The 23,616-nt window shown below is 67.5% G+C and carries 17 protein-coding genes, 2 rRNA genes, 2 pseudogenes and 1 riboswitch (1 of these 22 running past the window's edge); of the genes and pseudogenes, 5 read left to right on the forward strand and 16 right to left on the reverse strand.

The features are described from left to right. Nucleotides 1-47 precede the first annotated feature (47 nt). From ACQEV8_RS07380 to ACQEV8_RS07390, 3 genes are read right to left on the reverse strand one after another with little or no spacing between them, the layout of a single operon-like run. Complete coding sequence (locus ACQEV8_RS07380; RefSeq protein ID WP_432958357.1) at nt 48-881, reverse strand: carbohydrate ABC transporter permease; 834 nt, start codon at nt 879-881, stop codon at nt 48-50. After that, nucleotides 878-1,876 carry a carbohydrate ABC transporter permease gene (locus ACQEV8_RS07385; protein WP_432958359.1) on the reverse strand — a complete coding sequence of 333 codons (999 nt, stop codon included), beginning with the start codon at nt 1,874-1,876 and terminating at the stop codon, nt 878-880. The genes ACQEV8_RS07380 and ACQEV8_RS07385 overlap by 4 nt, the downstream gene beginning before the upstream one ends. A 6-nt stretch (nt 1,877-1,882) precedes the next feature. Continuing rightward, nucleotides 1,883-3,175, reverse strand: coding sequence for an extracellular solute-binding protein (locus ACQEV8_RS07390; protein WP_432972511.1), 1,293 nt, complete (start codon nt 3,173-3,175; stop codon nt 1,883-1,885). 446 nt (nt 3,176-3,621) lie between these two features. On the opposite strand from ACQEV8_RS07390, the gene ACQEV8_RS07395 reads away from it, so the two are divergent. The 4 genes and pseudogenes from ACQEV8_RS07395 to ACQEV8_RS07410 all read left to right on the forward strand — a co-directional run bounded on the left by ACQEV8_RS07395 (nt 3,622) and on the right by ACQEV8_RS07410 (nt 6,960). Continuing rightward, nucleotides 3,622-5,601 carry an amino acid transporter gene (locus ACQEV8_RS07395; RefSeq protein ID WP_432958360.1) on the forward strand — a complete coding sequence of 660 codons (1,980 nt, stop codon included), beginning with the start codon at nt 3,622-3,624 and terminating at the stop codon, nt 5,599-5,601. A gap of 186 nt (nt 5,602-5,787) precedes the next feature. Further along, nucleotides 5,788-5,882, forward strand: a pseudogene (locus ACQEV8_RS07400) (TOBE domain-containing protein); the annotation flags it as partial. Nucleotides 5,883-6,019: 137 nt separating this feature from the next. After that, nucleotides 6,020-6,360 (forward strand): annotated as a pseudogene (locus ACQEV8_RS07405) (molybdate ABC transporter permease subunit); the annotation flags it as partial. A 180-nt stretch (nt 6,361-6,540) separates the two neighbouring features. Beyond that, nucleotides 6,541-6,960 carry a TOBE domain-containing protein gene (locus ACQEV8_RS07410; RefSeq protein ID WP_432972514.1) on the forward strand — a complete coding sequence of 140 codons (420 nt, stop codon included), beginning with the start codon at nt 6,541-6,543 and terminating at the stop codon, nt 6,958-6,960. 74 nt (nt 6,961-7,034) lie between these two features. Here the strand turns inward: ACQEV8_RS07410 and gcvP are convergent, their stop codons facing one another. Continuing rightward, nucleotides 7,035-9,920: an aminomethyl-transferring glycine dehydrogenase gene (gene gcvP / locus ACQEV8_RS07415; RefSeq protein WP_432958362.1), complete on the reverse strand. Its 2,886-nt coding sequence runs from the start codon at nt 9,918-9,920 to the stop codon at nt 7,035-7,037. Nucleotides 9,921-10,096: 176 nt separating this feature from the next. After that, a riboswitch (glycine riboswitch) is annotated at nt 10,097-10,192 on the reverse strand. A 113-nt stretch (nt 10,193-10,305) separates the two neighbouring features. On the opposite strand from gcvP, the gene ACQEV8_RS07420 reads away from it, so the two are divergent. Then, entirely contained in the window at nt 10,306-10,680 is a 375-nt protein-coding gene (locus ACQEV8_RS07420; protein WP_432958363.1) for a PRC-barrel domain-containing protein, read from the forward strand. A gap of 17 nt (nt 10,681-10,697) precedes the next feature. On the opposite strand, the gene ACQEV8_RS07425 is transcribed toward ACQEV8_RS07420, so the two are convergent. From ACQEV8_RS07425 to ACQEV8_RS07480, 12 genes are all read right to left on the reverse strand, one after another. Beyond that, the gene (locus tag ACQEV8_RS07425) at nt 10,698-12,104 is read right to left on the reverse strand and encodes a DNA polymerase IV (RefSeq protein ID WP_432958365.1); all 1,407 of its coding nucleotides are present in this window, start codon (nt 12,102-12,104) and stop codon (nt 10,698-10,700) included. A gap of 134 nt (nt 12,105-12,238) precedes the next feature. Beyond that, the gene (locus ACQEV8_RS07430) at nt 12,239-12,922 is read right to left on the reverse strand and encodes a MerR family transcriptional regulator (RefSeq protein WP_432958366.1); all 684 of its coding nucleotides are present in this window, start codon (nt 12,920-12,922) and stop codon (nt 12,239-12,241) included. Nucleotides 12,923-13,235: 313 nt separating this feature from the next. Continuing rightward, nucleotides 13,236-13,709, reverse strand: a complete 474-nt coding sequence (locus ACQEV8_RS07435) for a bifunctional nuclease family protein (RefSeq protein WP_432958368.1) — start codon at nt 13,707-13,709, stop codon at nt 13,236-13,238. 85 nt (nt 13,710-13,794) lie between these two features. Further along, nucleotides 13,795-14,535: a transcriptional regulator FtsR gene (gene ftsR, locus ACQEV8_RS07440; RefSeq protein ID WP_432958370.1), complete on the reverse strand. Its 741-nt coding sequence runs from the start codon at nt 14,533-14,535 to the stop codon at nt 13,795-13,797. A 54-nt stretch (nt 14,536-14,589) separates the two neighbouring features. Then, nucleotides 14,590-15,537, reverse strand: a complete 948-nt coding sequence (locus ACQEV8_RS07445; protein WP_261683213.1) for a zinc-ribbon and FHA domain-containing protein — start codon at nt 15,535-15,537, stop codon at nt 14,590-14,592. A 61-nt stretch (nt 15,538-15,598) separates the two neighbouring features. Continuing rightward, on the reverse strand, nt 15,599-16,537 hold the full coding sequence (locus ACQEV8_RS07450) for a DUF881 domain-containing protein (protein WP_432958372.1): 939 nt from the start codon (nt 16,535-16,537) through the stop codon (nt 15,599-15,601). A gap of 5 nt (nt 16,538-16,542) precedes the next feature. After that, complete coding sequence (locus ACQEV8_RS07455; protein ID WP_003988855.1) at nt 16,543-16,875, reverse strand: small basic family protein; 333 nt, start codon at nt 16,873-16,875, stop codon at nt 16,543-16,545. After that, a complete protein-coding gene (locus ACQEV8_RS07460) occupies nt 16,872-17,783 on the reverse strand; it encodes a DUF881 domain-containing protein (protein ID WP_432958373.1) in 912 nt (303 codons plus the stop codon). The genes ACQEV8_RS07455 and ACQEV8_RS07460 overlap by 4 nt, the downstream gene beginning before the upstream one ends. Before the next feature lie 98 nt (nt 17,784-17,881). After that, a complete protein-coding gene (locus ACQEV8_RS07465; protein ID WP_432958375.1) occupies nt 17,882-20,377 on the reverse strand; it encodes a sugar phosphate nucleotidyltransferase in 2,496 nt (831 codons plus the stop codon). A 116-nt stretch (nt 20,378-20,493) separates the two neighbouring features. Then, nucleotides 20,494-21,102: a CDP-alcohol phosphatidyltransferase family protein gene (locus tag ACQEV8_RS07470; protein ID WP_432958377.1), complete on the reverse strand. Its 609-nt coding sequence runs from the start codon at nt 21,100-21,102 to the stop codon at nt 20,494-20,496. Nucleotides 21,103-21,210: 108 nt separating this feature from the next. Further along, nucleotides 21,211-21,327: ribosomal RNA gene (gene rrf, locus ACQEV8_RS07475) — 5S ribosomal RNA — on the reverse strand. Nucleotides 21,328-21,419: 92 nt separating this feature from the next. Continuing rightward, nucleotides 21,420-23,616 (reverse strand): 23S ribosomal RNA (locus ACQEV8_RS07480); it runs 924 nt beyond the window's last position.

Below are 23,616 nucleotides of genomic sequence, written 5' to 3' on the forward strand. Positions count from 1 at the left end.
ATTCGGATCGGATCAGGTGGGTGGGTGAGCCGTACGTCCGCGGCGCGTCAGCCCTTCGTCGCGCCCGCGGTGAGGCCGCCGACGAGCTGGCGCTCGGCGACCGAGTAGAAGGCCAGTGCCGGGACCATCGCCAGCACCAGGTAGGCGAAGACCTTGGCGTACTCCGCGGAGTACTGCCCCTGGAACTGCTGCACGCCGATCGGCAGCGTCCACCACTGCGCGTCGGTGAACACCAGCAGCGGCAGGAAGAAGTTGTTCCAGCTGGTGACGACGGCCAGCACCGAGACCGTGCCGAGCGCGGGCCGCGCCATGGGCAGCAACACCCGCCAGAAGAAGCCGAACGGGCTGCAGCCGTCGAGCGTGGCCGCCTCCTCCAGCTCACCGGGGATCTGCCGGAAGAAGCCCCGCAGGATGATGATGGTCATCGGCAGCCCGAAGGCCGCCTGCGGGAGGATCACGCCGAGGGGGTTGTCCAGCAGGCCGAGGGAACGCAGCAGCAGGAACAGCGGCAGGGCCGCCACCGCGAACGGGAACATCAGCCCCATCGTGAACAGCGTGAACAGCGTCTCCCGGCCGCGGAAGGCGAACCGCGCGAAGGAGAAGGCCGAGAGGGCGGAGACCGCCACGACCAGGACGGTCGTGCCGACCGCGATCAGCGTGCTGTTGCCGATCAGCCGCCAGAAGTCCCCCGAGCCGAGGATCTGGGTGTAGTTGGAGGTGACCCACGACTCGGGCAGACCGACCGGGTTGCGGGACAGCTCGTCGGTGGACTTGAAGCCGGAGAGCGTGGCGTAGACCAGGGGGACTGCCATGACCGCGCCGACGGCTACCAGGACGAGATGCAGCGGAAGGTTCCGGCGGCTCTTCTGACGGGCTGTCATTTTCCGTCCCCCCGCATGGTCGTGGTGGCCCCTTCCAGATCGCGCCGGAGCACGAACCGCTGGTAGGCGAGGGCGAAGACGAGGCTGATGCCGAACATGACCACGCTGATCGCGCTGGCGTAGCCGACCTGGTAGCGCTTGAAGCCGTACTGGAACATGGTCACGGCCATGGTCTCGGAGTGGTGGTCGGGACCGCCCGCGGTGGTCACCCACACCAGGTCGAAGAGCTGGATGGACCCGATGACCGACAGGAAGACGCTGATGCGCAGAGTGGGCGCGAGCAGCGGCAAGGTCACGTTGCGGAAGCGCTGCCAGGGACCGGCCCCGTCGATGAGCGCCGCCTCGGTCAGCTCCCTGGGGACGGCCTGGAGTCCGGCCAGGTAGAGCATCATGTGGAAGCCGAAGTACTTCCAGGTCATGACGAGGAACAGGGTCGCCATGACCGTGGACGGGTCGGCGAACCACTCCCCGCCCACCCCGTCCAGCCCGATCCTGCCGAGGAGTTGGTCGGCGAAGCCGTCGTCCGGGGCGAAGATCATGCCGAACAGGATCCCGGTGATCGCCTCGGACAGGACGTACGGGGCGAAGAACAGCATCCGGTACACCGCCCGGCCGCGCATGCGCTGGTTGAGCAGGACGGCCATGGCGAGCGCGAACGGCAGCTGAAGGAGGAGCGACAGCACCACGAGGACCAGACAGCGCCACAGGTCACCCAGGAAGACCTCGTCCTGGACGAGCCGGGTGAAGTTCTCGCCACCGACGTAGTCGGAGGGCATGCCGAAGCCGCCCCAGCGGAAGAACGCGGCGTACAGGGCGAACAGCATCGGCAGCAGCACGAGCCCGATGAACAGCACCAGGGCGGGCAGCTGGAAGCCGGTCGCGGTCAGCCAGTTCAGCGCGCGTCGCCGGGCCCGGCTCCGGGCCCGTTCCGCGGCCGGGGGCGGAGGGCCGACATCGGGTCCGGTCCGTTTGTCCGGCAGGAACGTGGAGGTCATCGCCGGCTACTGCTCTTCCTTCGCGGTCCTGGTGATCGACTGGGCGACCTGCCCGGGGGACTTGGATCCGGCGATGAGCGCGGCGACGCTGTCGTTGACCTCCTGGCCGACGGCGGGCGCGTAGGCCTGGTCCAGGTAGAGCTGGAAGCCGGTGGCTTTCTTCAGCTGCTCCTGTACGGCCTTGATGTTGGGGTCGGTGATGGCTTTCTCGGCCGCCGGGACCACAGGGAGGACACCGGTCTTCCTGGCCAGTTCCAGGTCGGTGGCCTCGGACGCGAAGAACTTCAGGAAGTCGACGGCCGCCTGCGGGGCGCCCCGGCGCAGGGCGTGCCCGCCGCCTCCGCCGAACACCTCGGTGAGGGCGCCCTTGCCGCCCTCGACCGCGGGGAACGGGAAGTAGCCGAGGTCCTTGCCGAGACCCTTGCCCGCGTCGGCCTGCACCACGGGGGCCCACTGCCCCATGAGTTCCATGGCGGCTTTGCCGTTGCCGACGGTGGCGGCCTGGCCGGTGGGCGAGGAGTAGGCGGCGCCGAGGTAGCCCTTCTGGAACGGCTGGAGGCCGACGAGTTCGTCGAGGTGCTCTCCCGCCTCGACGAAGGGGGCGCCGGTGAAGTCCTTGGCGTCGTAGGCCTTCTGCAGCGCGTCGGCGCCGGCGGTGCGCATCGCGAGATAGGCCCAGTAGTACATGCCGGGCCACTTCTCCTTGCCGGCCAGGGCGAGGGGTGTGACCCCGGCGGACTTCAGCTTCCGTACGGCGTCGAGGAAGCCGGTCCACGTGGTCGGGGGCGCGCTGATGCCGGCCTTCTCGAAGAGGGCCTTGTTGTACCAGAAGCCGATCATGCCGATGTCGAACGGGACGCCGTAGACCCTGTCGTCGAGCAGGTACGGCTCCCTGGCGACCGGGAGCAGGGCGTCGCCCCATGGCTTGGTGCTGTCCGTGAGGTCCTCGACCAGTCCGGCGTCGACCTGCTGCTTCAGCACCCCGCCGCCCCAGGTGTGGAAGATGTCGGGCAGCTTCCCGGACGAGGTCAGGGCCGTCATCTTCGACTTGAACCCGTCGTTCTCCAGCTGGACGATCTTTATCTTGACCTTGGGGTTCTGCGCCTCGAACTTGCGGGCGAGAGCGGCCCAGACACCCTTGGTCGGCTCGGTGGTGGAGATGTTCCACCATTCGATCGTGGTCGTCCCGGAGGACCCTCCGTCCGAGTCCCCGCCGCATGCGGTCAGTGCCGTCATCCCCAGTCCGGCTGCGGCGGAGGCCGCCAGGAAGCCGCGGCGGGACAGTGCCGGGTCGCCCATCATGCTCCTCGAAAGTTTCGGATGAACTCCAGAAAGCTGCGTCGATGCCGCACCCTAGAGACAGCAGCCAAAGGGTGACAACCCCTCGTGCACGGTGAATCACGTCGCGAGGCAAACGCATAGGCCAGCGTCGAAACATTCGATCTACTCAACGAACATTACGGAGCTCATCCGACGGTCGATCACACAGGGTGTTCAGACACGAGCCGGCGTCGAACACCTCGCCGGCGCCCGCGCGGACCTCTCGACAGCCGCCCCACCCGCCCTAAGCTCGCGTTTCACACCCCCCGGCACCCGGCCAAAGGCACCCGAGGCCGAGTCTTAACGGAAGCTTGACGCGCTCGGCCCTCTCATCCACGGGCCACGACATCACGCTCCGCTTACGCTGAGCGGGCCGTCCAGTGATGGCCGGAAACACCCTGCGCCGCCTCTCGGGAGCACCCTCCATGGCCACCACTGAGCACCTGCCGGCGAGCCGTACGGAGCCCACCCCGCCCAGTCGCCTGCGGGCCTGGATGCTGGAGGGCCTGTCCGACATGGGCAAGGGCGGCGGCCACACCGGACCCCACGCCGAACCGGAGCCCCCGCACAAGGGCCAGCCCTGGTGGCGGGTGATGTGCCTGACCGGCGTCGACTACTTCTCCACGCTCGGCTACCAGCCGGGCATCGCGGCCCTCGCCGCCGGACTGCTCTCCCCGATCGCGACGATCGTGCTGGTGATCGTCACGCTGGCGGGCGCACTGCCGGTCTACCGGCGGGTGGCCGAGGAGAGCCCCCACGGCGAGGGCTCGATCGCGATGCTGGAGCGGCTGCTCTCCTTCTGGCAGGGCAAGCTGTTCGTGCTGACCCTGCTGGGCTTCGCCGCCACCGACTTCCTGATCACCATCACGCTGTCGGCCGCCGACGCCTCCACCCACCTGGTGGAGAACCCGCACCTGAACAGTGCCCTGCACGACAAGCAGCTGCTGATCACCCTGATCCTGGTCGCGCTGCTCGGCGCGGTGTTCCTCAAGGGCTTCCTGGAGGCCATCGGCGTCGCGGTCGCCCTGGTAGGCGCCTATCTCGCGCTGAACGCGGTCGTGGTGGTCGTCGGCCTCTACCACGTGATCACCGCCGGTCATGTGGTCACCGACTGGTCCAGCGCCCTCACCACTCAGCACAGCAACATATTCGTCATGATCGGCGTCGCCCTGCTGGTCTTCCCGAAGCTGGCCCTCGGCCTGTCCGGATTCGAGACCGGCGTCGCCGTGATGCCCCACGTCAAGGGCGACGAGGGCGACACGGAGGACAACCCGAAGGGCCGCATCCGGGACACGAAGAAGCTGCTCACCACGGCCGCTCTCATCATGAGCGTCTTCCTGATCACGACCAGCTTCATCACCACCCTCCTCATCCCCGAGAAGGAGTTCGAACCGGGCGGCCCGGCCAACGGACGCGCACTGGCCTATCTGGCCCACGACTACCTGGGCAACACCTTCGGCACCGTCTACGACGCCTCGACGATCGCCATCCTGTGGTTCGCCGGCGCCTCCGCGATGGCCGGCCTGCTCAACCTGATGCCGCGCTACCTCCCCCGCTACGGCATGGCCCCGCACTGGGCCCGCGCCGTACGGCCCATGGTCATCGTCTTCACCCTGATCGCCTTCCTGGTGACCTGGATCTTCGACGCCGACGTCAACGCCCAGGGCGGCGCCTACGCCACCGGTGTCCTCGTCCTCATCAGCTCCGCCGCGATCGCGGTGACCATCGCCGCCCGCAAGGCCCGGCAACGGAACTGGACCATCGGCTTCGCGGTCATCTCCGTGGTGTTCCTCTACACGACCGTGCTCAACGTCATCGAGCGCCCGGACGGCGTCAAGATCGGCGCCTGTTTCATCGCCGGGATCATCCTGGTCTCCCTGCTGTCGCGACTGGCCCGGGCGTTCGAGCTGCGCGTGACCAGCGTGTCGCTGGACGGCATGGCGGAGCGCTTCGTCCGGGACATGGCCAGCCGCAGGATGCGGTTCATCGCCAACGAGCCCGACCGGCGCGACATCGCGGAGTACCGCGACAAGATCGAGCAGATCCGGCAGGACAACGACGTGCCCGGGCAGGAGGACTTCATCTTCGTCGAGGTGACGGTCACCGACCCGTCGGAGTTCGAGGCGAGCCTGACCGTACGCGGCGAGGTGCTGCACGGCCGCTACCGTGTTCTGACCCTGGAGTCCTCCTCCGTCCCCAACGCGCTGGCCGCCCTGTTGCTGCACACCCGCGACCTGACCGGCTGCACGCCGCACATCTACTTCGAGTGGACCGAGGGCGGTCCCTTCACCAACCTCCTGCGCTTCTTCCTGTTCGGCCAGGGCGAGGTCGCCCCGGTGACCCGCGAGGTCCTGCGCGAGGCGGAACGCGACCGGAAGCGGCGGCCGCGGGTGCACGTCGGCTGACCGGCCTCAGCAGCTGGATCCTCTCCTGCAAGTCGAGCGTCACCTCGCCGAACGACGAACGGATCTCCCATCGGCCAACCACGCACCCACCGTTCCCCTTCCCCGCCCCTATCGTGACCGGCATGCAGTCCTACACGATCGGCCAGGCAGCACGATTGCTCGGCGTGAGCCCGGACACCGCCCGGCGTCTCCCTGCTCACCCGCGAGGCCGTCGAGGAGCTGGGGCTGGAGGTCGGCATGGAGGCCACGGCCCGCGTGAGTCGACGAACGTCCACATCGACCCGCGCCTGAAGCCCGTACGTAAGAACACACATACACACCGATACGGCCACTCACCCTCGCTCATGCGAACTGACAGGAGATCCCTCCCTCGCATATGCGTCAGCACGATCGACGTACCGGATGGGCCCGGCGGGGGACGCTGCCACTGGTGCTGCCACCGGTCGTGGGCGGTGTGGCCCTGCTGCTGGCCTTCGGGCGCAACGGCGTGATCGGGCAGTGGCTCGACTCCTGGTTCGGGATCACCCTGCCCTTCACCACGGCTGGTGTGGTCCTCGCCGAGACCTTCGTGGCGGTGCCGTTCCTCGTGATCAGCGTGGAGGGCACCCTGCGGGCCGCCGACCCGCGCTTCGAGGATGCTGCCACCACCCTGGGCGCCTCCCACTTCACCGCGTTCCGCCGGGTCACCCTGCCTCTGATCGCGCCGGACACGCGGCCGGTGCCGTGCTGGCCTGGGCCCGGGCGCTCGGCAAGTTCGGCGAGTTCGGCGAGTTCGGCGAGTTCGGCGAGTTCGGCGAGTTCGGCGAGTTCGGCGAGTTCGGCGAGTTCGGCGCGACGATCACTCGATCTGCACCCCGGGGCACCGGTCTGGGCGACGGCCAAGGCGACGTATACGCACACATGCCCGGCATACGGTACTCTCCGGGCTACCGTGCACCCATGAGCCTGAGCATCCGCAACCAGCTCCCCGGCACCGTCACCGCCGTCACGCCGGGCGAGGCCATGGCGACGGTCAGGGTCCGCCTCACCGGCGGCCAGGACCTCACCGCCGCGATCACCCGCGAGGCCGCCGACGACCTCGGTCTCACATCGGGCACCGCCGTGCGCGCCCTGGTGAAGTCGACGGAGGTCGCGCTGGCCACGGCCCCCGTCGAGGGCCTGTCCATCCGCAACCGCCTCCCCGGCACGGTCACGGGCATCACGGCCGGTGACGCGATGGCCTCCGTCCGGATCACCGTCGAAGCCGGCGAACTGACGGCGGCGATCACCAAGGACGCCGCGGACGATCTCCACCTGTCGGCCGGAACCCCGGTCGTCGCCCTGATCAAGTCGACCGAGGTGTCACTCGCGGTCGCATGACGGCAGGGGCGCATGAGGGACATGAGGGAGGGGCCCCGCATCAGCGGAGCCCCTCCCTCTGACCCATCGGTCGATCAGTCCTCGTACGCGTCCAGCGGCGGGCAGGAGCACACCAGGTTCCGGTCGCCGAAGGCCTGGTCGACGCGGCGCACCGGCGGCCAGTACTTGTCGGACGCCGTGACTCCGGCCGGGAAGACGGCCTCCTCACGGCTGTAGGCGTGCCCCCACTCCCCCGCGAGCGCGCCCGCGGTGTGCGGGGCGCCCCGCAGCGGGTTGTCGTCCGCGGGCCACTCACCGGAGCCGACCTTCTCGATCTCCGCGCGGATGGCGATCATCGCCTCGCAGAACCGGTCCAGCTCGGCCAGGTCCTCCGACTCGGTCGGCTCGATCATCAGCGTCCCGGCCACCGGGAACGACATCGTCGGCGCGTGGAAGCCGTAGTCGATCAGCCGCTTGGCGACGTCGTCGACGCTCACGCCGGTCGCCTTGGTCAGCGGCCGCAGGTCGATGATGCACTCGTGCGCGACGAGCCCACCGGGGCCCGTGTAGAGCACCGGGTAGTGCGGCTCCAGCCGCTTGGCGATGTAGTTGGCGCTGAGCACGGCCACCTGCGTGGCACGCTTCAGCCCCTCGCCGCCCATGAGCCGGACGTACGCCCACGAGATCGGCAGGATGCCGGCCGAGCCCCACGGCGCCGCGGAGAGGGGGCCGACCCCGGTCTCCGGGCCCGCCTCGGGCTGCAGCGGATGGTTAGGCAGATACGGCGCGAGGTGTTCACGCACCGCCACCGGACCGACGCCGGGCCCGCCGCCGCCGTGCGGGATGCAGAAGGTCTTGTGCAGGTTCAGGTGCGAGACGTCCCCACCGAAGTGCCCCGGCTTGGCGAGCCCCACGAGCGCGTTGAGGTTGGCCCCGTCGACGTAGACCTGCCCGCCCGCCTCGTGCACCTGCGCGCAGATCTCGGAGACGTGCTCCTCGAACACACCGTGGGTCGAGGGGTACGTGATCATCAGCACCGCCAGCTCGTCACGGTGCTGTTCGATCTTCGCCCGCAGGTCCTCGACGTCGATCTCGCCGTCCTCGGCGGTCTTGACGACGACGACCTTCATGCCAGCCATCACCGCGCTCGCGGCGTTGGTGCCGTGCGCGGACGACGGGATCAGGCACACGGTGCGCTGCTCGTCACCGTTGGCCCGGTGGTACCCGCGTACGGCGAGCAGACCGGCCAGCTCGCCCTGCGACCCGGCGTTCGGCTGGAGGGACACCTTGTCGTACCCGGTGACCTCGGCGAGACGGTCCTCCAGCTCGTGGATGAGCGTCAAGTAGCCCTCGGCCTGCCCGGCGGGCGCGAAGGGGTGCAACTGCCCGAACTCGGGCCAGGTGACCGGCTCCATCTCCGTGGTCGCGTTGAGCTTCATGGTGCAGGAGCCCAGCGGGATCATGCCGCGGTCGAGCGCGTAGTCGCGGTCCGCCAGCCGGCGCAGGTAGCGCAGCATGGCGGTCTCGGAACGGTACTGGTGGAAGACGGGGTGGGTCATGTACTCGTCGGACCGCAGCAGGGCACCCGGAAGCCCGTCCTCCGTTGCGGCGTCCAGCGCCTCCACAACACCCTCGACCCCGAACGCGGCCCATACGGCACGCAGCTGGGCCCGCGTCGTGGTCTCGTCGCAGGAGATCGAGACGTGGTCGGCGTCGACGGGACGCAGGTTGACCCCGTTCCGCTCGGCGGCGGCCAGGACCTCGGCGGCCCGGCCCTCGACACGCACGGTCAGGGTGTCGAAGTAGGCCCCGTGCACGATCTCGACCCCGCCGTTCGCGAGCCCTGCGGCGAGGACCGTGGCGTACCGGTGGGTGCGCCGCGCGATGCTCTTCAGGCCCTCCGGCCCGTGGTAGACGGCGTACATGCCGGCCATCACGGCGAGCAGCACCTGCGCGGTGCAGATGTTGCTGGTGGCCTTCTCGCGACGGATGTGCTGCTCACGCGTCTGCAGCGCCAGCCGGTAGGCCTTGTTCCCGTCGGCGTCCACGGACACTCCGACGAGCCGCCCGGGCAGGCTGCGCGCCATCTTCTCCCCGACGGCCATGTAACCGGCGTGCGGTCCGCCGAAGCCCATCGGCACGCCGAACCGCTGCGTCGTCCCGACCGCGATGTCGGCGCCGAGCTCACCGGGCGACTTCAGCAGGGTCAGCGCGAGCAGATCGGCGGCGACGGTGACGAGCGCCCCGAGCGCGTGCGCCTGGTCGACGACCGGCTTGATGTCCCGTACGGCTCCGGAGGCGCCCGGGTACTGGATCAGCACGCCGTTGATCTCGCGCTCGGCGATCCCGGCCGGGATGCCGTCGCTGAGATCGGCGACGACGACCTCGACACCGGTCGGCTCGGCCCGGGTCTCAATCACGGCGATGGTCTGCGGCAGCGCGTCCGCGTCGACCAGGAACAGGCCCTTCTTGTTCTTGCCCAGACGCCGGGACAGCGCCATGGCCTCGGCCGCAGCGGTGCCCTCGTCGAGCAGAGAGGCGCCGGAGGTCGGCAGTCCGGTCAGGTCGGCGACCATGGTCTGGAAGTTGAGCAGCGCCTCGAGCCGGCCCTGCGAGATCTCCGGCTGGTACGGCGTGTAGGCCGTGTACCAGGACGGGTTCTCCATGACATTGCGCATGACGACCGGCGGCGTGAACGTGCCGTAGTAGCCGAGCCCGATCATGGAGCCGAGGACCTGGTTGCGGTCGGCGAGGGAGCGCAGCTCGGCGATCACCTCGGCCTCGCTGCGGGCGCCCGGAAGGTCCAGCGCCTCGGCGCTCTTGATCACGGCCGGGACAGCCACGGCCGTCAGCTCGTCCAGCGAGCCGTAGCCGACGTGAGCGAGCATCTTGGCGCACGCCTCGTGGTCGGGGCCGATGTGGCGCTGCTCGAAGGGGACTGCCTCTTCGAGTTCGGAGAGCGGAATGCGATGGGCGGTCATATGCGGAGGCCTCCTGGTCTGACACGACCTTCGAGGGGCACCACGGCACGGGTACCCGGACGGCCTCCCCCTCTGTCATGTCAACCTGAGAGCTTCACCGGATCGCCCGAAGGCCTCCGGCTTTCACCGTCGGTGAGAGCGGAAGCCGTGACATCCGCCCTGCTTTCCAGAGTGACCTCGTCCGTGCGGTACGTGGGCCTGAGAGATTCCGGGGAGGATTTGCTCCTTCGGCGCCTCCGATGATGTCTGGAGGACTCTCCCGCACGGGGTCAGCAGCCGTTGTCAGCCTACCAGCGCGGTCGACGCACGAACCTTCGAGTGGCCGCCTCCTCGATTGTGCCGTTTTGTAGTGGTTACGGATGAGTTGCGACCATGTGGAGGGCCCGTGCGAACCGATATCGATCCGCGCAACCTGATCGGCCGCAAGGCGTTCGACCGCAACGGGACCAGGATCGGCACGATCGACGAGGTCTACCTCGACGACGCCACCGCCGTCCCGGAGTGGGCGGCCATACGGACCGGCCTGTTCAGCCGGGACGCCTTCGTCCCCCTCGAACCCAGTGAGCTGATCGACGGCGCCCTCCACGTGCCCTTCGATCGCGCCCTCATCAAGGACGCCCCCGACTTCGGCGTGGGCCGCCACCTCTCTCCCGAGCAGGAACTCCAGCTCTACCACCACTACGGCCTCGACGTCGCCGCCCCTCCCCCGCTGCAGGACCACGACTTCGGCAAACTGGCAGGGAAGGACGAGACGGCCTGAGGCCCCGGGCAAGCCTCCTAAGGGGCGGCGGAGCGCAGCCCCACGCTCCCGGAGTCACCATCCGGCCCATGGCCCCCCTCCGGCTCTCGTAACACCAACGGCAGCGGATCCGCCGGCTCCAGCTCCGGATCGTCGACCCGGAAGGTCCGCACGCGCCCGGGCTCCGAGTCGGGCGTCTCGAACCGTACGGTGACCCGTCCCAGACCGCTGCCCTGCACCCAGCCGTGCCCGAACCCGGCATGCCGCACATCGTGCCCGGCGGGCCACCGCCGCTCGGCCGGCGCGGGCTGCTCCTCGACGACCGGCGTCGCGGCGCGCTCCTCGACGGGACCCTCCGCGACCGCCCGCTCCCCGGCCGCCTGCGCGAACAGGTCCTCCTGCGTGTAGTCGGCGAGCCCGCTGACACCCACGCCGAGCAGCCGCACGCCGCCCGTCGTGTCGACCGAGTCCAGCAGCCTCGCCGCCGCCTCACGGATCACCCCGGGATCGTCCGTCGGACCGCGCAGCGTCTCGGACCGGGTGCGTGTCGAGAAGTCGTACCGCCGCACCTTCAGCACGATGGTCCGCCCGGACAGCCCGGCCCCGCGCAGCCGCCGTACGCAGCGGTCGGCGAGCCGCTGCACCTCCAGCCCGACCCGCAGCCGGTCGTGGATGTCCACGTCGTAGGTGTCCTCGACCGACACCGACTTCGCTTCCCGCTCCGCCACCACGGGCCGGTCGTCCCGCGCCAGGGCCATGGCGTAGAGCCCGTGCCCGTGCGCCTTTCCCAGCAGCCGGACCAGCTCGTCCTCACCCGCTTCGGCGATCTCCTCGACCGTGGTGATCCCGGCCCGCCGCAGATGGTCACCCGTGGCCGGACCGACTCCCGGCAGGGTCCGCACCGACATCGGCCCCAGCATCGCCCGCTCCGTCCCGGGCTCGATCGTCACCAGTCCGTCCGGCTTGGCCTGCTCCGAGGCGATCTTCGCGAGCATCTTGGATGCGGCCAGCCCCACCGACCCCGTGAGCCCCGTGACCGCCCGGATGTCCGCACGCAGCTTCACCCCGGCCAGCCGCGCCGACCGCTCGTCCCAGGCCGCCCCTCCGGCCTCCAGGTCCACGAACGCCTCGTCCAGGCTCAGCGGCTCCACCAGCGGCGACAGCGCCCGCAGCAGCTCCATCACCCGCTCGCTGATCGCCCGGTAGAACCCGAAGCGCGGCACGAGATACGCGGCGTTGGGCGCGAGCCGCCGGGCCTGCGCCATGGGCAACGCCGAGTGCACCCCGAAGACCCGGGCCTCGTACGAGGCGGTCGCGACCACACCCCGCGGCCCGAGTCCGCCCACGACCACGGCCTTTCCGCGCAGACTCGGCTTGGAGGCCTGCTCCACCGAGGCGAAGAAGGCATCCATGTCGAGATGCAGGATCGTGGGCGCGGTTCTCACACCTCCGATGCTGCCCTACGCCACTGACAACGCCGTGCCGAACCATCCCGGTCGCTCCGGGAGACACCGCTCGCGGCCCGGCGCGGAACCGTCCCGCCCACCGCGGCCGCACGCACACCGCACTGTCCAACCCGTCAGACGGCCCGGTTCCGCCGCCGCGCCAGCTCGTCCGCCGGGTTGGGCCCGACCAGGGTCTCCCCGGTGTCGATCCGCTCCCCGTGCAGCTGCGACAGCGCGCCCTCGACGTCCCGCCACACCACACCCACGGCGATCCCGAAGACGCCCTGTCCCCCTTGGAGCAGCGCGTGGACCTCGTCCGGCGAGGTGCACTCGTAGACCGTCGCACCGTCGCTCATCAGCGTCATCCGCTCCAGGTCGCGGAAACCGCGTTCCCTGAGATGCTGGACCGCCGTGCGGATGTTCTGCAGCGACACCCCGGTGTCGAGGAATCGCTTGACGATCTTCAGAACGACGACGTCCCGGAAGCTGTACAGCCGCTGCGTCCCGGACCCGTAGGCAGGGCGCACACTCGGCTCGACGAGACCGGTACGGGCCCAGTAGTCCAGTTGCCGGTAGGTGATACCGGCGGCCGCGCAGGCCGTGGGGCCGCGATAGCCGATCTGCTCGGACGCCATGGACGTCGTCCCTCCGCTGCTCGGCACCACCGACGGTCGCTGCGGAGCATGATCGGCTGAACCATCGGGCTGGGGATACCCTCCGCCCGAGACGAGCCGAGAGCCGGGGGGAGCGTACGGACCGCTCGCCCCGAGACTGCGCTCGGGGCCGCCCCCAGCCGTACCGTCGCCGCTGCTTCTCACGCCGACCTCCGTCCTTGACCTGCCTTCTCGACGGTAGGCAGTCACCCGGGGTGCGTCAACGATCGCCACACTCGCCACGCCGAGTGATAATCACCCTAAGAGTGGTTTCCCGTGCCCCACCGCGGGGAAAGGCTAGCCGAATGCCTTCGGAACGGGCCGTGTGACGCTCTCACTCGCCACCGGCACATGCGGGCAATTCACCCCTCACACATACGACGGCGGCCCTGCCGCGGACTCACCGTCCGCCGGGCCGCCCACGCGTCTCACGACCGCTGCCGCTCCCTGCCGGGCACCACTCACCGGCCTCCGGAGCTCACTGGCTGCTGCTGCCGAAGTCCTCCGGGGAGATCTGGTCGAGGAACTCGCGGAACTTCTCCACCTCGTCCTCCTGCTCGTCCGGAATCGCGATGCCGGCATCGTCGAGCACCGTGTCACTCCCGTAGATCGGCGTCCCGGTCCGCAGGGCCAGCGCTATGGCGTCGGACGGACGGGCGCTCACCTCGACGCCGCTGGCAAAGACCAGTTCCGCGTAGAAGACGCCCTCACGCAGGTCCGTGATACGCACTTCCGTGAGCTCCTGACCGATGGCTTCCAGCACGTCCTTGAACAGGTCGTGGGTCAGCGGCCGCGCGGGAGCCATGCCCTGCTGGGCGAAGGCGATCGCCGTGGCCTCACCCGGCCCGATCCAGATCGGGAGGTAACGGTCGCCTCCCACTTCACGCAGCAGCACGATCGGTTGGTTGGAGGGCATTTCGACCCGGACACCTACGACATCGAGCTCGTTCACACAGCAACCCTAGGCCGTGCCCGGGACGTTTGGGTAGTCGGGCCGGGATCAGGCGCCTGATCCGGCCCTCACGCATCCGGCCGTCTCACGGCAACCGCACCCCGAGCGCCGTCTGCACCAGCGCGGCGTGCAGCTTCACCGTGAGCCCCGCCAGCTCCTTGGTGCGGTCCTCCGCATGAGCCCTGGTCTGCGGGTTCCGGTGCCGCTTCAACGGGGCCACTACCTGGTCCACGAGCCCGGCCTCGCGGTCGGCGGCGGCCTTCATCACCCGCAGATGCCGCGGCTCGATCCCGAACCGCCCCAGCTCGGCGACGAGCGCCGCCACGGTGACCGCCTCCGCCTCATACGCCCCGTCCTCCAGTGGAGTGACCAGCCCGTACGACTCCCACTCCCTGAGCTCTGCCTCGTCCACCCCGGCGGCGGCGAGCAGCTCGTCACGCCCGACCCTGGCAGCCGTGGGCGGCCCCTCGAAGGGCTCAGGCGCGGCATCTCCGTCACGCTGACGGCCCACGGTCGGCAGCGGGACGGCCTCGCCGCGCTCCATGGCCTCCAGGTGCTCGCGAATCACCTTCAGAGGCAGATAGTGGTCCCGCTGCATCCTCAGGACATGCCCGAGGCGCTCGACGTCACGGGCGCTGAACTTGCGATACCCCGAGGGGGTCCGCTGCGGCTCGATGAGCCCCTCCGACTCCAGGAAGCGGATCTTGGAGATGGTGACTTCGGGGAACTCGACGCGCAGCACGTTCAGCACTGTGCCGATGCTCATCAGCCCACTGTCCGTGGCGGCGGCGCCGTGCCCGGCACCGCCGCTCGGTGTATGAAGCATGGACCTTCCCTGACGGACGGACCTTCGCTGGGGTGTCCCGGAGACAGTCCCGGGTCAGTAGCCCCGCTGGCTGGCGTAGAAGACCAGTCGGTACTTGCCGATCTGCACCTCGTCACCGTTGCTCACGGCGACCTGGTCGATCCGCTCGCGGTTCACATACGTGCCGTTCAGGCTGCCCACGTCGGCCACCGTGAACGAGCCGTCCTGACCGCGACGGAACTCCACGTGCCGCCGGGAAACGGTCACGTCGTCCAGGAAGATGTCGCTCTGCGGATGACGGCCGGCCGTGGTCAGATCGCCGTCCAGCAGGAAGCGGCTGCCCGAGTTCGGCCCGCGGCGCACGACCAGGAGCGCGGAACCCAGCGGGAGCGCGTCCACGGCCGCCTGCGCCTCGGGAGACAACGTCGGCGTGGGCGTCTGGCCGGTGGCCTCGGCGTCGTACGCCTCGAGCCCGGAGATGGAGATCGTGGAGGTCGTCTCGGACGGACGCTCCGGTGTCGCACCCGCCCGCAGCGGCGCGCCGCAGTTGGAGCAGAAGCGGCTGTTCTCCGCGTTGCGGTTGCCGCACCTCGTACACACCAGGGCCGACATGGGATCCTCCTGCCGCGGCTGCCCACCGGGAGCATTGGACGCATACGGGTCGGAAAACCCTCCACCCGCACTTGAGGGTTGCCCGAAACCTATGCCGCCGGGCTGCGCAGGGTCAACCGACGGCGCGCCCTGACCTCCGGAAACATCGCCGCCCGGACCGCCGACCTGGTCCCGGAACAGCGGCCGCTGGCCCTCCGCGTCAGGCTGTGCGCGATGACGGGCGGTCGCATTGTCGCTGCCCTCTCGCGGGCTCTTGCCGAACAACTTCGCAAACAACTTCACGGGCGATTCCCCTTGACCGAAACAGACCCGCCCGTGGGGCAGGACGAACCCTGACTGAACACTCTGGCCGACCCGGACATCCTGACAACGTCCGTCTGCACCAGACAGTTTCCACCACGCACCACCCATTCGGTGCGCCGACCCCCCGCAACCTCATGCCCTCGCCGGACGCCGCCCATGCACCGCCGGTTCACTGGGAGGACGACCGAGCGTAGTCAGGCCGCTTCGCTGCTCGCAAGGCGTCGACGATGATCTTGGTCGACCGCTCCACGGTGACGATGGCCTGTTCCTTCTCGAGAGTCTGCACCACGCCTCCGGGGATGTTGAGCGCCGGCTCGAGGTCCTGCGACTTGCCGATGACCTTGAAACGATAGGGCGCGTTGATCTTGTTCCCGTCGACGCTCACACCCTTGCCGGAATCCGTGAGATACGTACCTGCGACGACCCGTACGCCGTTCACCTGGATCGCCTCGGCACCCGCCGCACGCAGTTCCTGGACCGCGTCGAGCAGCATGTCCGACTCGACCGTCCCCTTCGTGTCCTCGATGGTCATGGTGATGCCGGGCCCCTGCGCGGCCACCGTCCCCGCCAGGATGCCGAGTTGCCGCTCCTTCTCCACCGTCTGCTTCCGGGCCTCCTCGGCCTGGTCCGAGCTGTTCTCCAGCTCGTCGCGCTGCTTCTCGAGACCCTGCTTCTCGTCTTCAAGACGCTGGGTACGGTCATCCAGTTCATCGAGGATGCGGACAAGATCTTCCTGGCGCGCACCGCGCAGGGCGCTGTCACTGTCGCTGTTCGAGGCCACCTGCACGGCCAGCCCGAAGCCCAGACCGAACAGCAGCAGCGCGACGATGAGTTGGGCCCGGCTGACCCGCGGCGGCCACAGCCCCTGCACCAGCCGCCGCCGACCGGTCAGCCGCGGCTCGGGCGCCACTTCCGGATCCGGCTCCGGATGGGGCGCCGGCTCAGGGACCTGCTCGGGCTCCGGGGTGTCCTGGGTGGCAGGCTCCGCCGCGGCCACCTCCTGAGGCAGCTCCTCGCGGAGCCGGTTCCCGGACTCGCCGTTCCTGTCGCGCTGCTCCGCTCGCGTGTCGCCGCTCTTCTCAGCGCGCTTCTCGTCGTTCTCGCTCATCGGCCTCACGCCCGGAACACGTGCCGGCGGATCGCCGCGGCATTGGAGAAGATCCGGATACCCAGGACGACCACCACACCGGTGGACAGCTGAGCGCCCACCCCCAGCTTGTCACCCAGGAACACGATCAACGCGGCCACGACCACATTCGACAGGAACGACACCACGAAGACCTTGTCGTCGAAGATGCCGTCGAGCATGGCGCGCAGACCGCCGAAGACGGCGTCCAGCGCCGCCACGACAGCGATCGGCAGATAAGGCTCGACCACCGCCGGAACCTCAGGCCGGACCAACAGGCCGGCCACGACTCCCACGACGAGGCCCAGTACGGCGATCACGATGTGCCCTTCTCGCTTTTCTCAGTGCTCGGCTGTGCTGTACGTACGATCACGCTCGGTGCGGCGGGCAGCCGGAGGTCGTCCTCCGCGGAGATGGCTGTCCTGACTCCGTAGCTCTCCTGGAGCGCGTTCAGATACAACCCGTCCGCGCTGTTCTGGAACCGCGTGCTCAGCCGCTGCCCGTCCCCCACCGCGAGCACCGTGTACGGCGGCACCAGCGGTTTGTTGTCGACCAGTATCGCGTCCCCCGCGGCCCTGATCGCGGACAGCGCCGTCAGCCGCTGCCCGTTGATGGAGACGGCCTCGGCGCCCGACTCCCACAGCCCGTTGACCACGCGCTGCATGTCCCGGTCACGCACCCGGCCGGTGTCCGAGAACCCGGAGGCCTCGCGCGGGTCGCCGTCGCCGCCCGCACCGGTGTCCTTGGCGTCGTTCACCACGAGCTTCACGCCGGGACCGTGCACCGCGGCAGCGCCGGACAGGATGCCCACCAGATCGGACCCGGCGCTGCCACTGTGCTTCAACGCCTCGCGCTGCCGGGCGCTCACGTCCGCACGCAGCTCGTCGACGGAGTCCTCCAGCTTGTCCGCCGTCTCACTCTCCCGGTCGATGCGGTCGACCAGCTCTTCCCGCTCCTTGGCGACGACGGGGGCGGCGACGCGCGCCTGTGCCGCTCCGACGGTCACGATCAGTGCGGCGAGCACCAGGCCCACCGCGAGTCCCAGCTTCGCCCTGAGAGTCTTCGGCATGCCGGCGTCGCCCGCGGCCCTCTTCCGCTCGGCGGCCTCGGCATATCCGTCGTCGAGACTGTGGTCCATGACGTTGGTGAGCAACGACATGGACGCATCCAGGCGCCGGGGCCGCGTCGGTGTGCTCCGAATGGGGGGTTGCTGCGGCATGCCGCACATCGTCGCACGTCGCGGCCACTACCTCCGAACGGCCCCACCGGCGTGCCGGACAGGCCCCGTTGAGGACACTTGTCCGGCACGCACGCGTACAGCCAGTTCTACCGGCCGGCGCTGTCCACGACCGCCGACCACTCGTCCAGCAGTGCCTGGGCAGAGGCGTCGTCCGGCCCCTCGGCCCACAGGTGGGTGACGGCCTCAGCCGGATCGGGCAGCACCATCACCCAGCGCCCGTCGGTCTCGACCACACGCACACCGTCCGTGGTGTCCACGAAGCGGTCTCCGGCCTCCTCGACGACCCGCCGCATCACGAGGCCCTTGACAGCCCAGGGGGTCGCCAGGTCCCGCTTCAGGACGTGCGCCCGGGGGATCCGGGCGTCGATCTGGCTGAGCGTGAGCTGCGTCCGCGCCACCAGCCCGATGAGCCGTACGAAGGCCGCGGTGGCGTCGTACACGCTGCTGAACTCGGGGACGATGAACCCGCCCTTGCCGTCACCGCCGAAGATCGTCCCTTCCTCACCACCGACGCGCGTGAGGTCGTCGGGAGAGGTCGTCGTCCACTCGACCTGGGTCCCGTGGTACGCCGCCACCTGCTCGGCGATCCGGGTCGTGGTCACCGGGAGCGCGACCCTGCCGCTACGCCGCTCGGCGGCAACGAGGTCCAGCATCACGAGCAGCGCCCGGTCGTCCTCGATGATGCGCCCCTTCTCGTCGACGAGGGACAGCCGCTCACCCACCGGGTCGAACCGCACCCCGAAGGCGGCACCGGAGGACGCCACGATCTCCCCGAGACGCACCATCCCCGACCGCCGCATGTCGGCCGTCTCCGTCGGCCTGGACTCGTCCAGACCGGGGTTGATCGTCAGCGAGTCGACACCGAGCTTCCCGAGCAGACTCGGCAGCACGAGTCCCGCGCTGCCGTTGGACGCGTCCACGACGACCTTCAGCCCGGACTCGGAGATACCCGTCGTGTCGACGTTCCGCAGCAACGACCCGGTGTACGAGTCGAAGACGCTGGCCGGGAAATACAGATCCCCGATCTCACCGGGGAACGCCCGCCGGTACTCCTGCCGCGCGAACACCCGGTCCAGCTTCCGCTGGCTGCCCTGCGACAGGTCGGCACCGTTCCCGTCGAAGAACATGATGTCCACGGAGTCCGGCACCCCGGGCGTGGTACGGATCATGATCCCGCCCGCACTGCCCCGCGCGGTCTGCTGCCGGGCCACGGGCAGCGGAACGTTCTCCAGATCCCGTACGTCGATGGCGCTCGCCTGCAACGCGGAGATCACCGCCCGCTTCAGCGCACGGGCGCCACGCGAATGATCCCGGGCCGTGGTGACGGTCGAACCCTTCTTCAGGGTGGTCGCATAGGCACCGGCGAGCCGCACGGCCAGCTCCGGCGTGATCTCGACGTTCAGGATTCCGGACACACCACGGGCTCCGAAGAGGTGCGCCTGTCCCCTGGACTCCCAGATGACCGAGGTGTTGACGAAGGCACCGGCCTCGATGGTCTTGAACGGATAGACCCGCACATTGCCCTGGACGATCGATTCTTCACCGATCAGGCACTCGTCACCGATGACCGCCCCGTCCTCGATCCGCGCCGCGCGCATGATGTCGGTGTTCTTCCCGACCACGCACCCGCGCAGATTGCTGTGCGGCCCCACGTAGACGTTGTCGTGAACGACCGACTTGTGCAGAAAGGCACCACTCTTGACCACCACGTTGGAACCCACGACGGAGTGCTCACGCAGCTCGGCCCCGGCCTCGACCTTGGCGTAGTCCCCGATGTAAAGAGGACCGCGGAGCACGGCGTCGGGATGCACCTCCGCGCCCTCGGCAACCCAGACGCCTGCGGAGATCTCGAATCCGTCGATGTCGACGTCGACCTTGCCCTCCAGGACGTCGGCCTGCGCCTTCACATAGCTCTCGTGCGTGCCGACGTCCTCCCAGTACCCCTCGGCAATGTAGCCGTAGACGGGCTTGCCTTCCTTCATCAACTGCGGGAAGACGTCACCGGACCAGTCGACGGGCACATCGGGCTCGACATAGTCGAAGACCTCGGGCTCCATCACGTAGATGCCGGTGTTCACCGTGTCGGAGAAAACCTGGCCCCAGGTGGGCTTCTCGAGGAAGCGCTCCACCTTGCCTTCCTCGTCGACAATGGTGATGCCGAATTCCAACGGATTGGGAACACGCGTCAGACAAACAGTGACCAGCGCACCCTTTTCCTTGTGAAAATTGATGAGCTCGGTGAGGTCGAAATCGGTCAGAGCATCGCCGGAGATGACGAGGAAGGCATCGTCCTTCAATGCCTCTTCGGCGTTCTTGACGCTTCCGGCGGTACCGAGTGGCTTCTCCTCATTGGCATAGGTCAGCTCCATCCCGAGCTCTTCGCCATCACCGAAGTAGTTCTTGACGAGCGAGGCCAGAAACTGGACAGTAACGACTGTTTCATGGAGCCCATGCCTTTTGAGCAGCCGCAGCACGTGCTCCATGATCGGGCGGTTGGCCACGGGCAGGAGCGGCTTGGGCATGCTTGAGGTCATGGGGCGAAGACGCGTGCCTTCGCCTCCGGCCATCACGACGGCCTTCATGTCGGAAGCGTCCTCCTCTAAACAGACGACGGTCTAGCCGACTTCCCCCGCCAGGATTGTCCCCCACTTTTCGACCACGGGCCATCGGACAGCCACGGTGGGACCAATCCGCAAGTTCAGTCGGCCATGGCGTCCGCACGGACCAGGCGGCGGACTTGTACCACGTAGAGGACTCCTGCCCACCAGTACAGCGTTGTACCCCATCCGGCGAACGCCCATCCGAAAATAGCAGCGAGTGACGAGATCCACCCGCTGTCGTCACTGAGCAGGAGCAGCGGGAAGGCATACATCAGGTTGAAGGTGGCGGCCTTGCCCAGGAAGTTCACCTGGGGAGGCGGATAGCCATGACGGCGGAGGATGCCCACCATCACCAGCAGAACCAGCTCTCGCGCCAGAAGTGCAGCGGTCAACCAAAGAGGCAGAATCTCACGCCAGGTGAGACCGACCAGAGTCGAGAGAATGTAGAGCCGGTCCGCTGCCGGATCGAGAAGCCGGCCGAGACTGCTGATCTGGTTCCAGCGCCGAGCGAGCTTGCCGTCCAGGTAGTCGCTGATACCGCTCAGGGCCAGCACCAGGAGGGCCCATCCATCACTCTTGGGCCCACCGAACTCAGGCCTTAGAATCAGCCACAGGAAGAGGGGTACGCCGACGAGCCGAGCCATGCTGAGGATGTTCGGGATGGTGAGCACACGGTCCGTCTGGACGCGAGTCTCCTGAACCTCCACCCGGGGGCCTCCTGTGGGAACGTGCCAACGATGCTCACTGACCTTACCTCAACGCAAAAAAGCTCTGGCTCTCGGGCTGTGTGCCCAAGAGCCAGAGCTCTAAAAGGAGTTCGGCGGCGTCCTACTCTCCCACAGGGTCCCCCCTGCAGTACCATCGGCGCTGAAAGGCTTAGCTTCCGGGTTCGGAATGTAACCGGGCGTTTCCCTAACGCTAAAACCACCGAAACACTATGAAACTGTTGAACTGCCGCACCACACCATCACCTGGCATGGGGCTGTTCGTGGTTTCAGAACCAACACAGTGGACGCGAGCAACTGAGGACAAGCCCTCGGCCTATTAGTACCGGTCAACTCCACACGTTACCGTGCTTCCATATCCGGCCTATCAACCCAGTCGTCTACTGGGAGCCTTACCCTCTCAAGGAGGTGGGAATACTCATCTCGAAGCAGGCTTCCCGCTTAGATGCTTTCAGCGGTTATCCCTCCCGAACGTAGCCAACCAGCCATGCCCTTGGCAGAACAACTGGCACACCAGAGGTTCGTCCGTCCCGGTCCTCTCGTACTAGGGACAGCCCTTCTCAATATTCCTACGCGCACAGCGGATAGGGACCGAACTGTCTCACGACGTTCTAAACCCAGCTCGCGTACCGCTTTAATGGGCGAACAGCCCAACCCTTGGGACCGACTCCAGCCCCAGGATGCGACGAGCCGACATCGAGGTGCCAAACCATCCCGTCGATATGGACTCTTGGGGAAGATCAGCCTGTTATCCCCGGGGTACCTTTTATCCGTTGAGCGACGGCGCTTCCACAAGCCACCGCCGGATCACTAGTCCCGACTTTCGTCCCTGCTCGACCCGTCGGTCTCACAGTCAAGCTCCCTTGTGCACTTACACTCAACACCTGATTGCCAACCAGGCTGAGGGAACCTTTGGGCGCCTCCGTTACTCTTTAGGAGGCAACCGCCCCAGTTAAACTACCCATCAGACACTGTCCCTGATCCGGATCACGGACCCAGGTTAGACATCCAGCACGACCAGACTGGTATTTCAACGACGACTCCACCCACACTGGCGTGCGAGTTTCAAAGTCTCCCAGCTATCCTACACAAGCCGAACCGAACACCAATATCAAACTGTAGTAAAGGTCCCGGGGTCTTTCCGTCCTGCTGCGCGAAACGAGCATCTTTACTCGTAGTGCAATTTCACCGGGCCTATGGTTGAGACAGTCGAGAAGTCGTTACGCCATTCGTGCAGGTCGGAACTTACCCGACAAGGAATTTCGCTACCTTAGGATGGTTATAGTTACCACCGCCGTTTACTGGCGCTTAAGTTCTCAGCTTCGCCAAGACGAATCTTGACTAACCGGTCCCCTTAACGTTCCAGCACCGGGCAGGCGTCAGTCCGTATACATCGCCTTACGGCTTCGCACGGACCTGTGTTTTTAGTAAACAGTCGCTTCTCGCTGGTCTCTGCGGCCACCCCCAGCTCACCGAGTAAATCGGATCACCGGATGTGGCCCCCCTTCTCCCGAAGTTACGGGGGCATTTTGCCGAGTTCCTTAACCATAGTTCACCCGAACGCCTCGGTATTCTCTACCTGACCACCTGAGTCGGTTTAGGGTACGGGCCGCCATGAAACTCGCTAGAGGCTTTTCTCGACAGCATAGGATCATCCACTTCACCACAATCGGCTCGGCATCAGGTCTCAGCCACAAGTGATCCGGATTTACCTAGACCACGGCCTACACCCTTACCCCGGGACAACCACCGCCCGGGATGGACTACCTTCCTGCGTCACCCCATCACTCACCTACTAACCGCTTGGTTCGGCGGCTCCACCACTTTCCTTTCCCCGAAGGGTCCGGAACGGCTTCACGGCCTTAGCATCACGATGCTCGATGTTTGACGCTTCACAGCGGGTACCGGAATATCAACCGGTTATCCATCGACTACGCCTGTCGGCCTCGCCTTAGGTCCCGACTTACCCTGGGCAGATCAGCTTGACCCAGGAACCCTTAGTCAATCGGCGCACACGTTTCTCACGTGTGAATCGCTACTCATGCCTGCATTCTCACTCGTCAACCGTCCACAACTCGCTTACGCGGCTGCTTCACCCGGCAGACGACGCTCCCCTACCCATCACGATCCCCGTTGGGGGTATATATCGCAATGACACGACTTCGGCGGTACGCTTGAGCCCCGCTACATTGTCGGCGCGGAATCACTAGACCAGTGAGCTATTACGCACTCTTTCAAGGGTGGCTGCTTCTAAGCCAACCTCCTGGTTGTCTCTGCGACTCCACATCCTTTCCCACTTAGCGTACGCTTAGGGGCCTTAGTCGATGCTCTGGGCTGTTTCCCTCTCGACCATGGAGCTTATCCCCCACAGTCTCACTGCCGCGCTCTCACTTACCGGCATTCGGAGTTTGGCTAAGGTCAGTAACCCGGTAGGGCCCATCGCCTATCCAGTGCTCTACCTCCGGCAAGAAACACACGACGCTGCACCTAAATGCA

Origin of the sequence: Streptomyces sp. CA-179760 (genome assembly GCF_050937045.1) — a bacterium.
Lineage (GTDB): Bacteria > Actinomycetota > Actinomycetes > Streptomycetales > Streptomycetaceae > Streptomyces.

Excerpts from the sequence above, each read along its gene's own strand:
- ACQEV8_RS07410 (WP_432972514.1), top strand. The coding sequence starts at position 6,541 with ATGAGCCTGAGCATCCGCAACCAGCTCCCCGGCACCGTCACCGCCGTC.
- ACQEV8_RS07385 (WP_432958359.1), bottom strand. The coding sequence starts at position 1,876 with ATGACCTCCACGTTCCTGCCGGACAAACGGACCGGACCCGATGTCGGC.
- ACQEV8_RS07390 (WP_432972511.1), bottom strand. The coding sequence starts at position 3,175 with ATGGGCGACCCGGCACTGTCCCGCCGCGGCTTCCTGGCGGCCTCCGCC.
- ftsR (WP_432958370.1), bottom strand. The coding sequence starts at position 14,535 with ATGCTTCATACACCGAGCGGCGGTGCCGGGCACGGCGCCGCCGCCACG.
- ACQEV8_RS07395 (WP_432958360.1), top strand. The coding sequence starts at position 3,622 with ATGGCCACCACTGAGCACCTGCCGGCGAGCCGTACGGAGCCCACCCCG.
- gcvP (WP_432958362.1), bottom strand. The coding sequence starts at position 9,920 with ATGACCGCCCATCGCATTCCGCTCTCCGAACTCGAAGAGGCAGTCCCC.
- ACQEV8_RS07450 (WP_432958372.1), bottom strand. The coding sequence starts at position 16,537 with ATGAGCGAGAACGACGAGAAGCGCGCTGAGAAGAGCGGCGACACGCGA.
- ACQEV8_RS07380 (WP_432958357.1), bottom strand. The coding sequence starts at position 881 with ATGACAGCCCGTCAGAAGAGCCGCCGGAACCTTCCGCTGCATCTCGTC.
- ACQEV8_RS07465 (WP_432958375.1), bottom strand. The coding sequence starts at position 20,377 with ATGAAGGCCGTCGTGATGGCCGGAGGCGAAGGCACGCGTCTTCGCCCC.
- ACQEV8_RS07460 (WP_432958373.1), bottom strand. The coding sequence starts at position 17,783 with ATGTGCGGCATGCCGCAGCAACCCCCCATTCGGAGCACACCGACGCGG.
- ACQEV8_RS07445 (WP_261683213.1), bottom strand. The coding sequence starts at position 15,537 with ATGGGTGGTGCGTGGTGGAAACTGTCTGGTGCAGACGGACGTTGTCAG.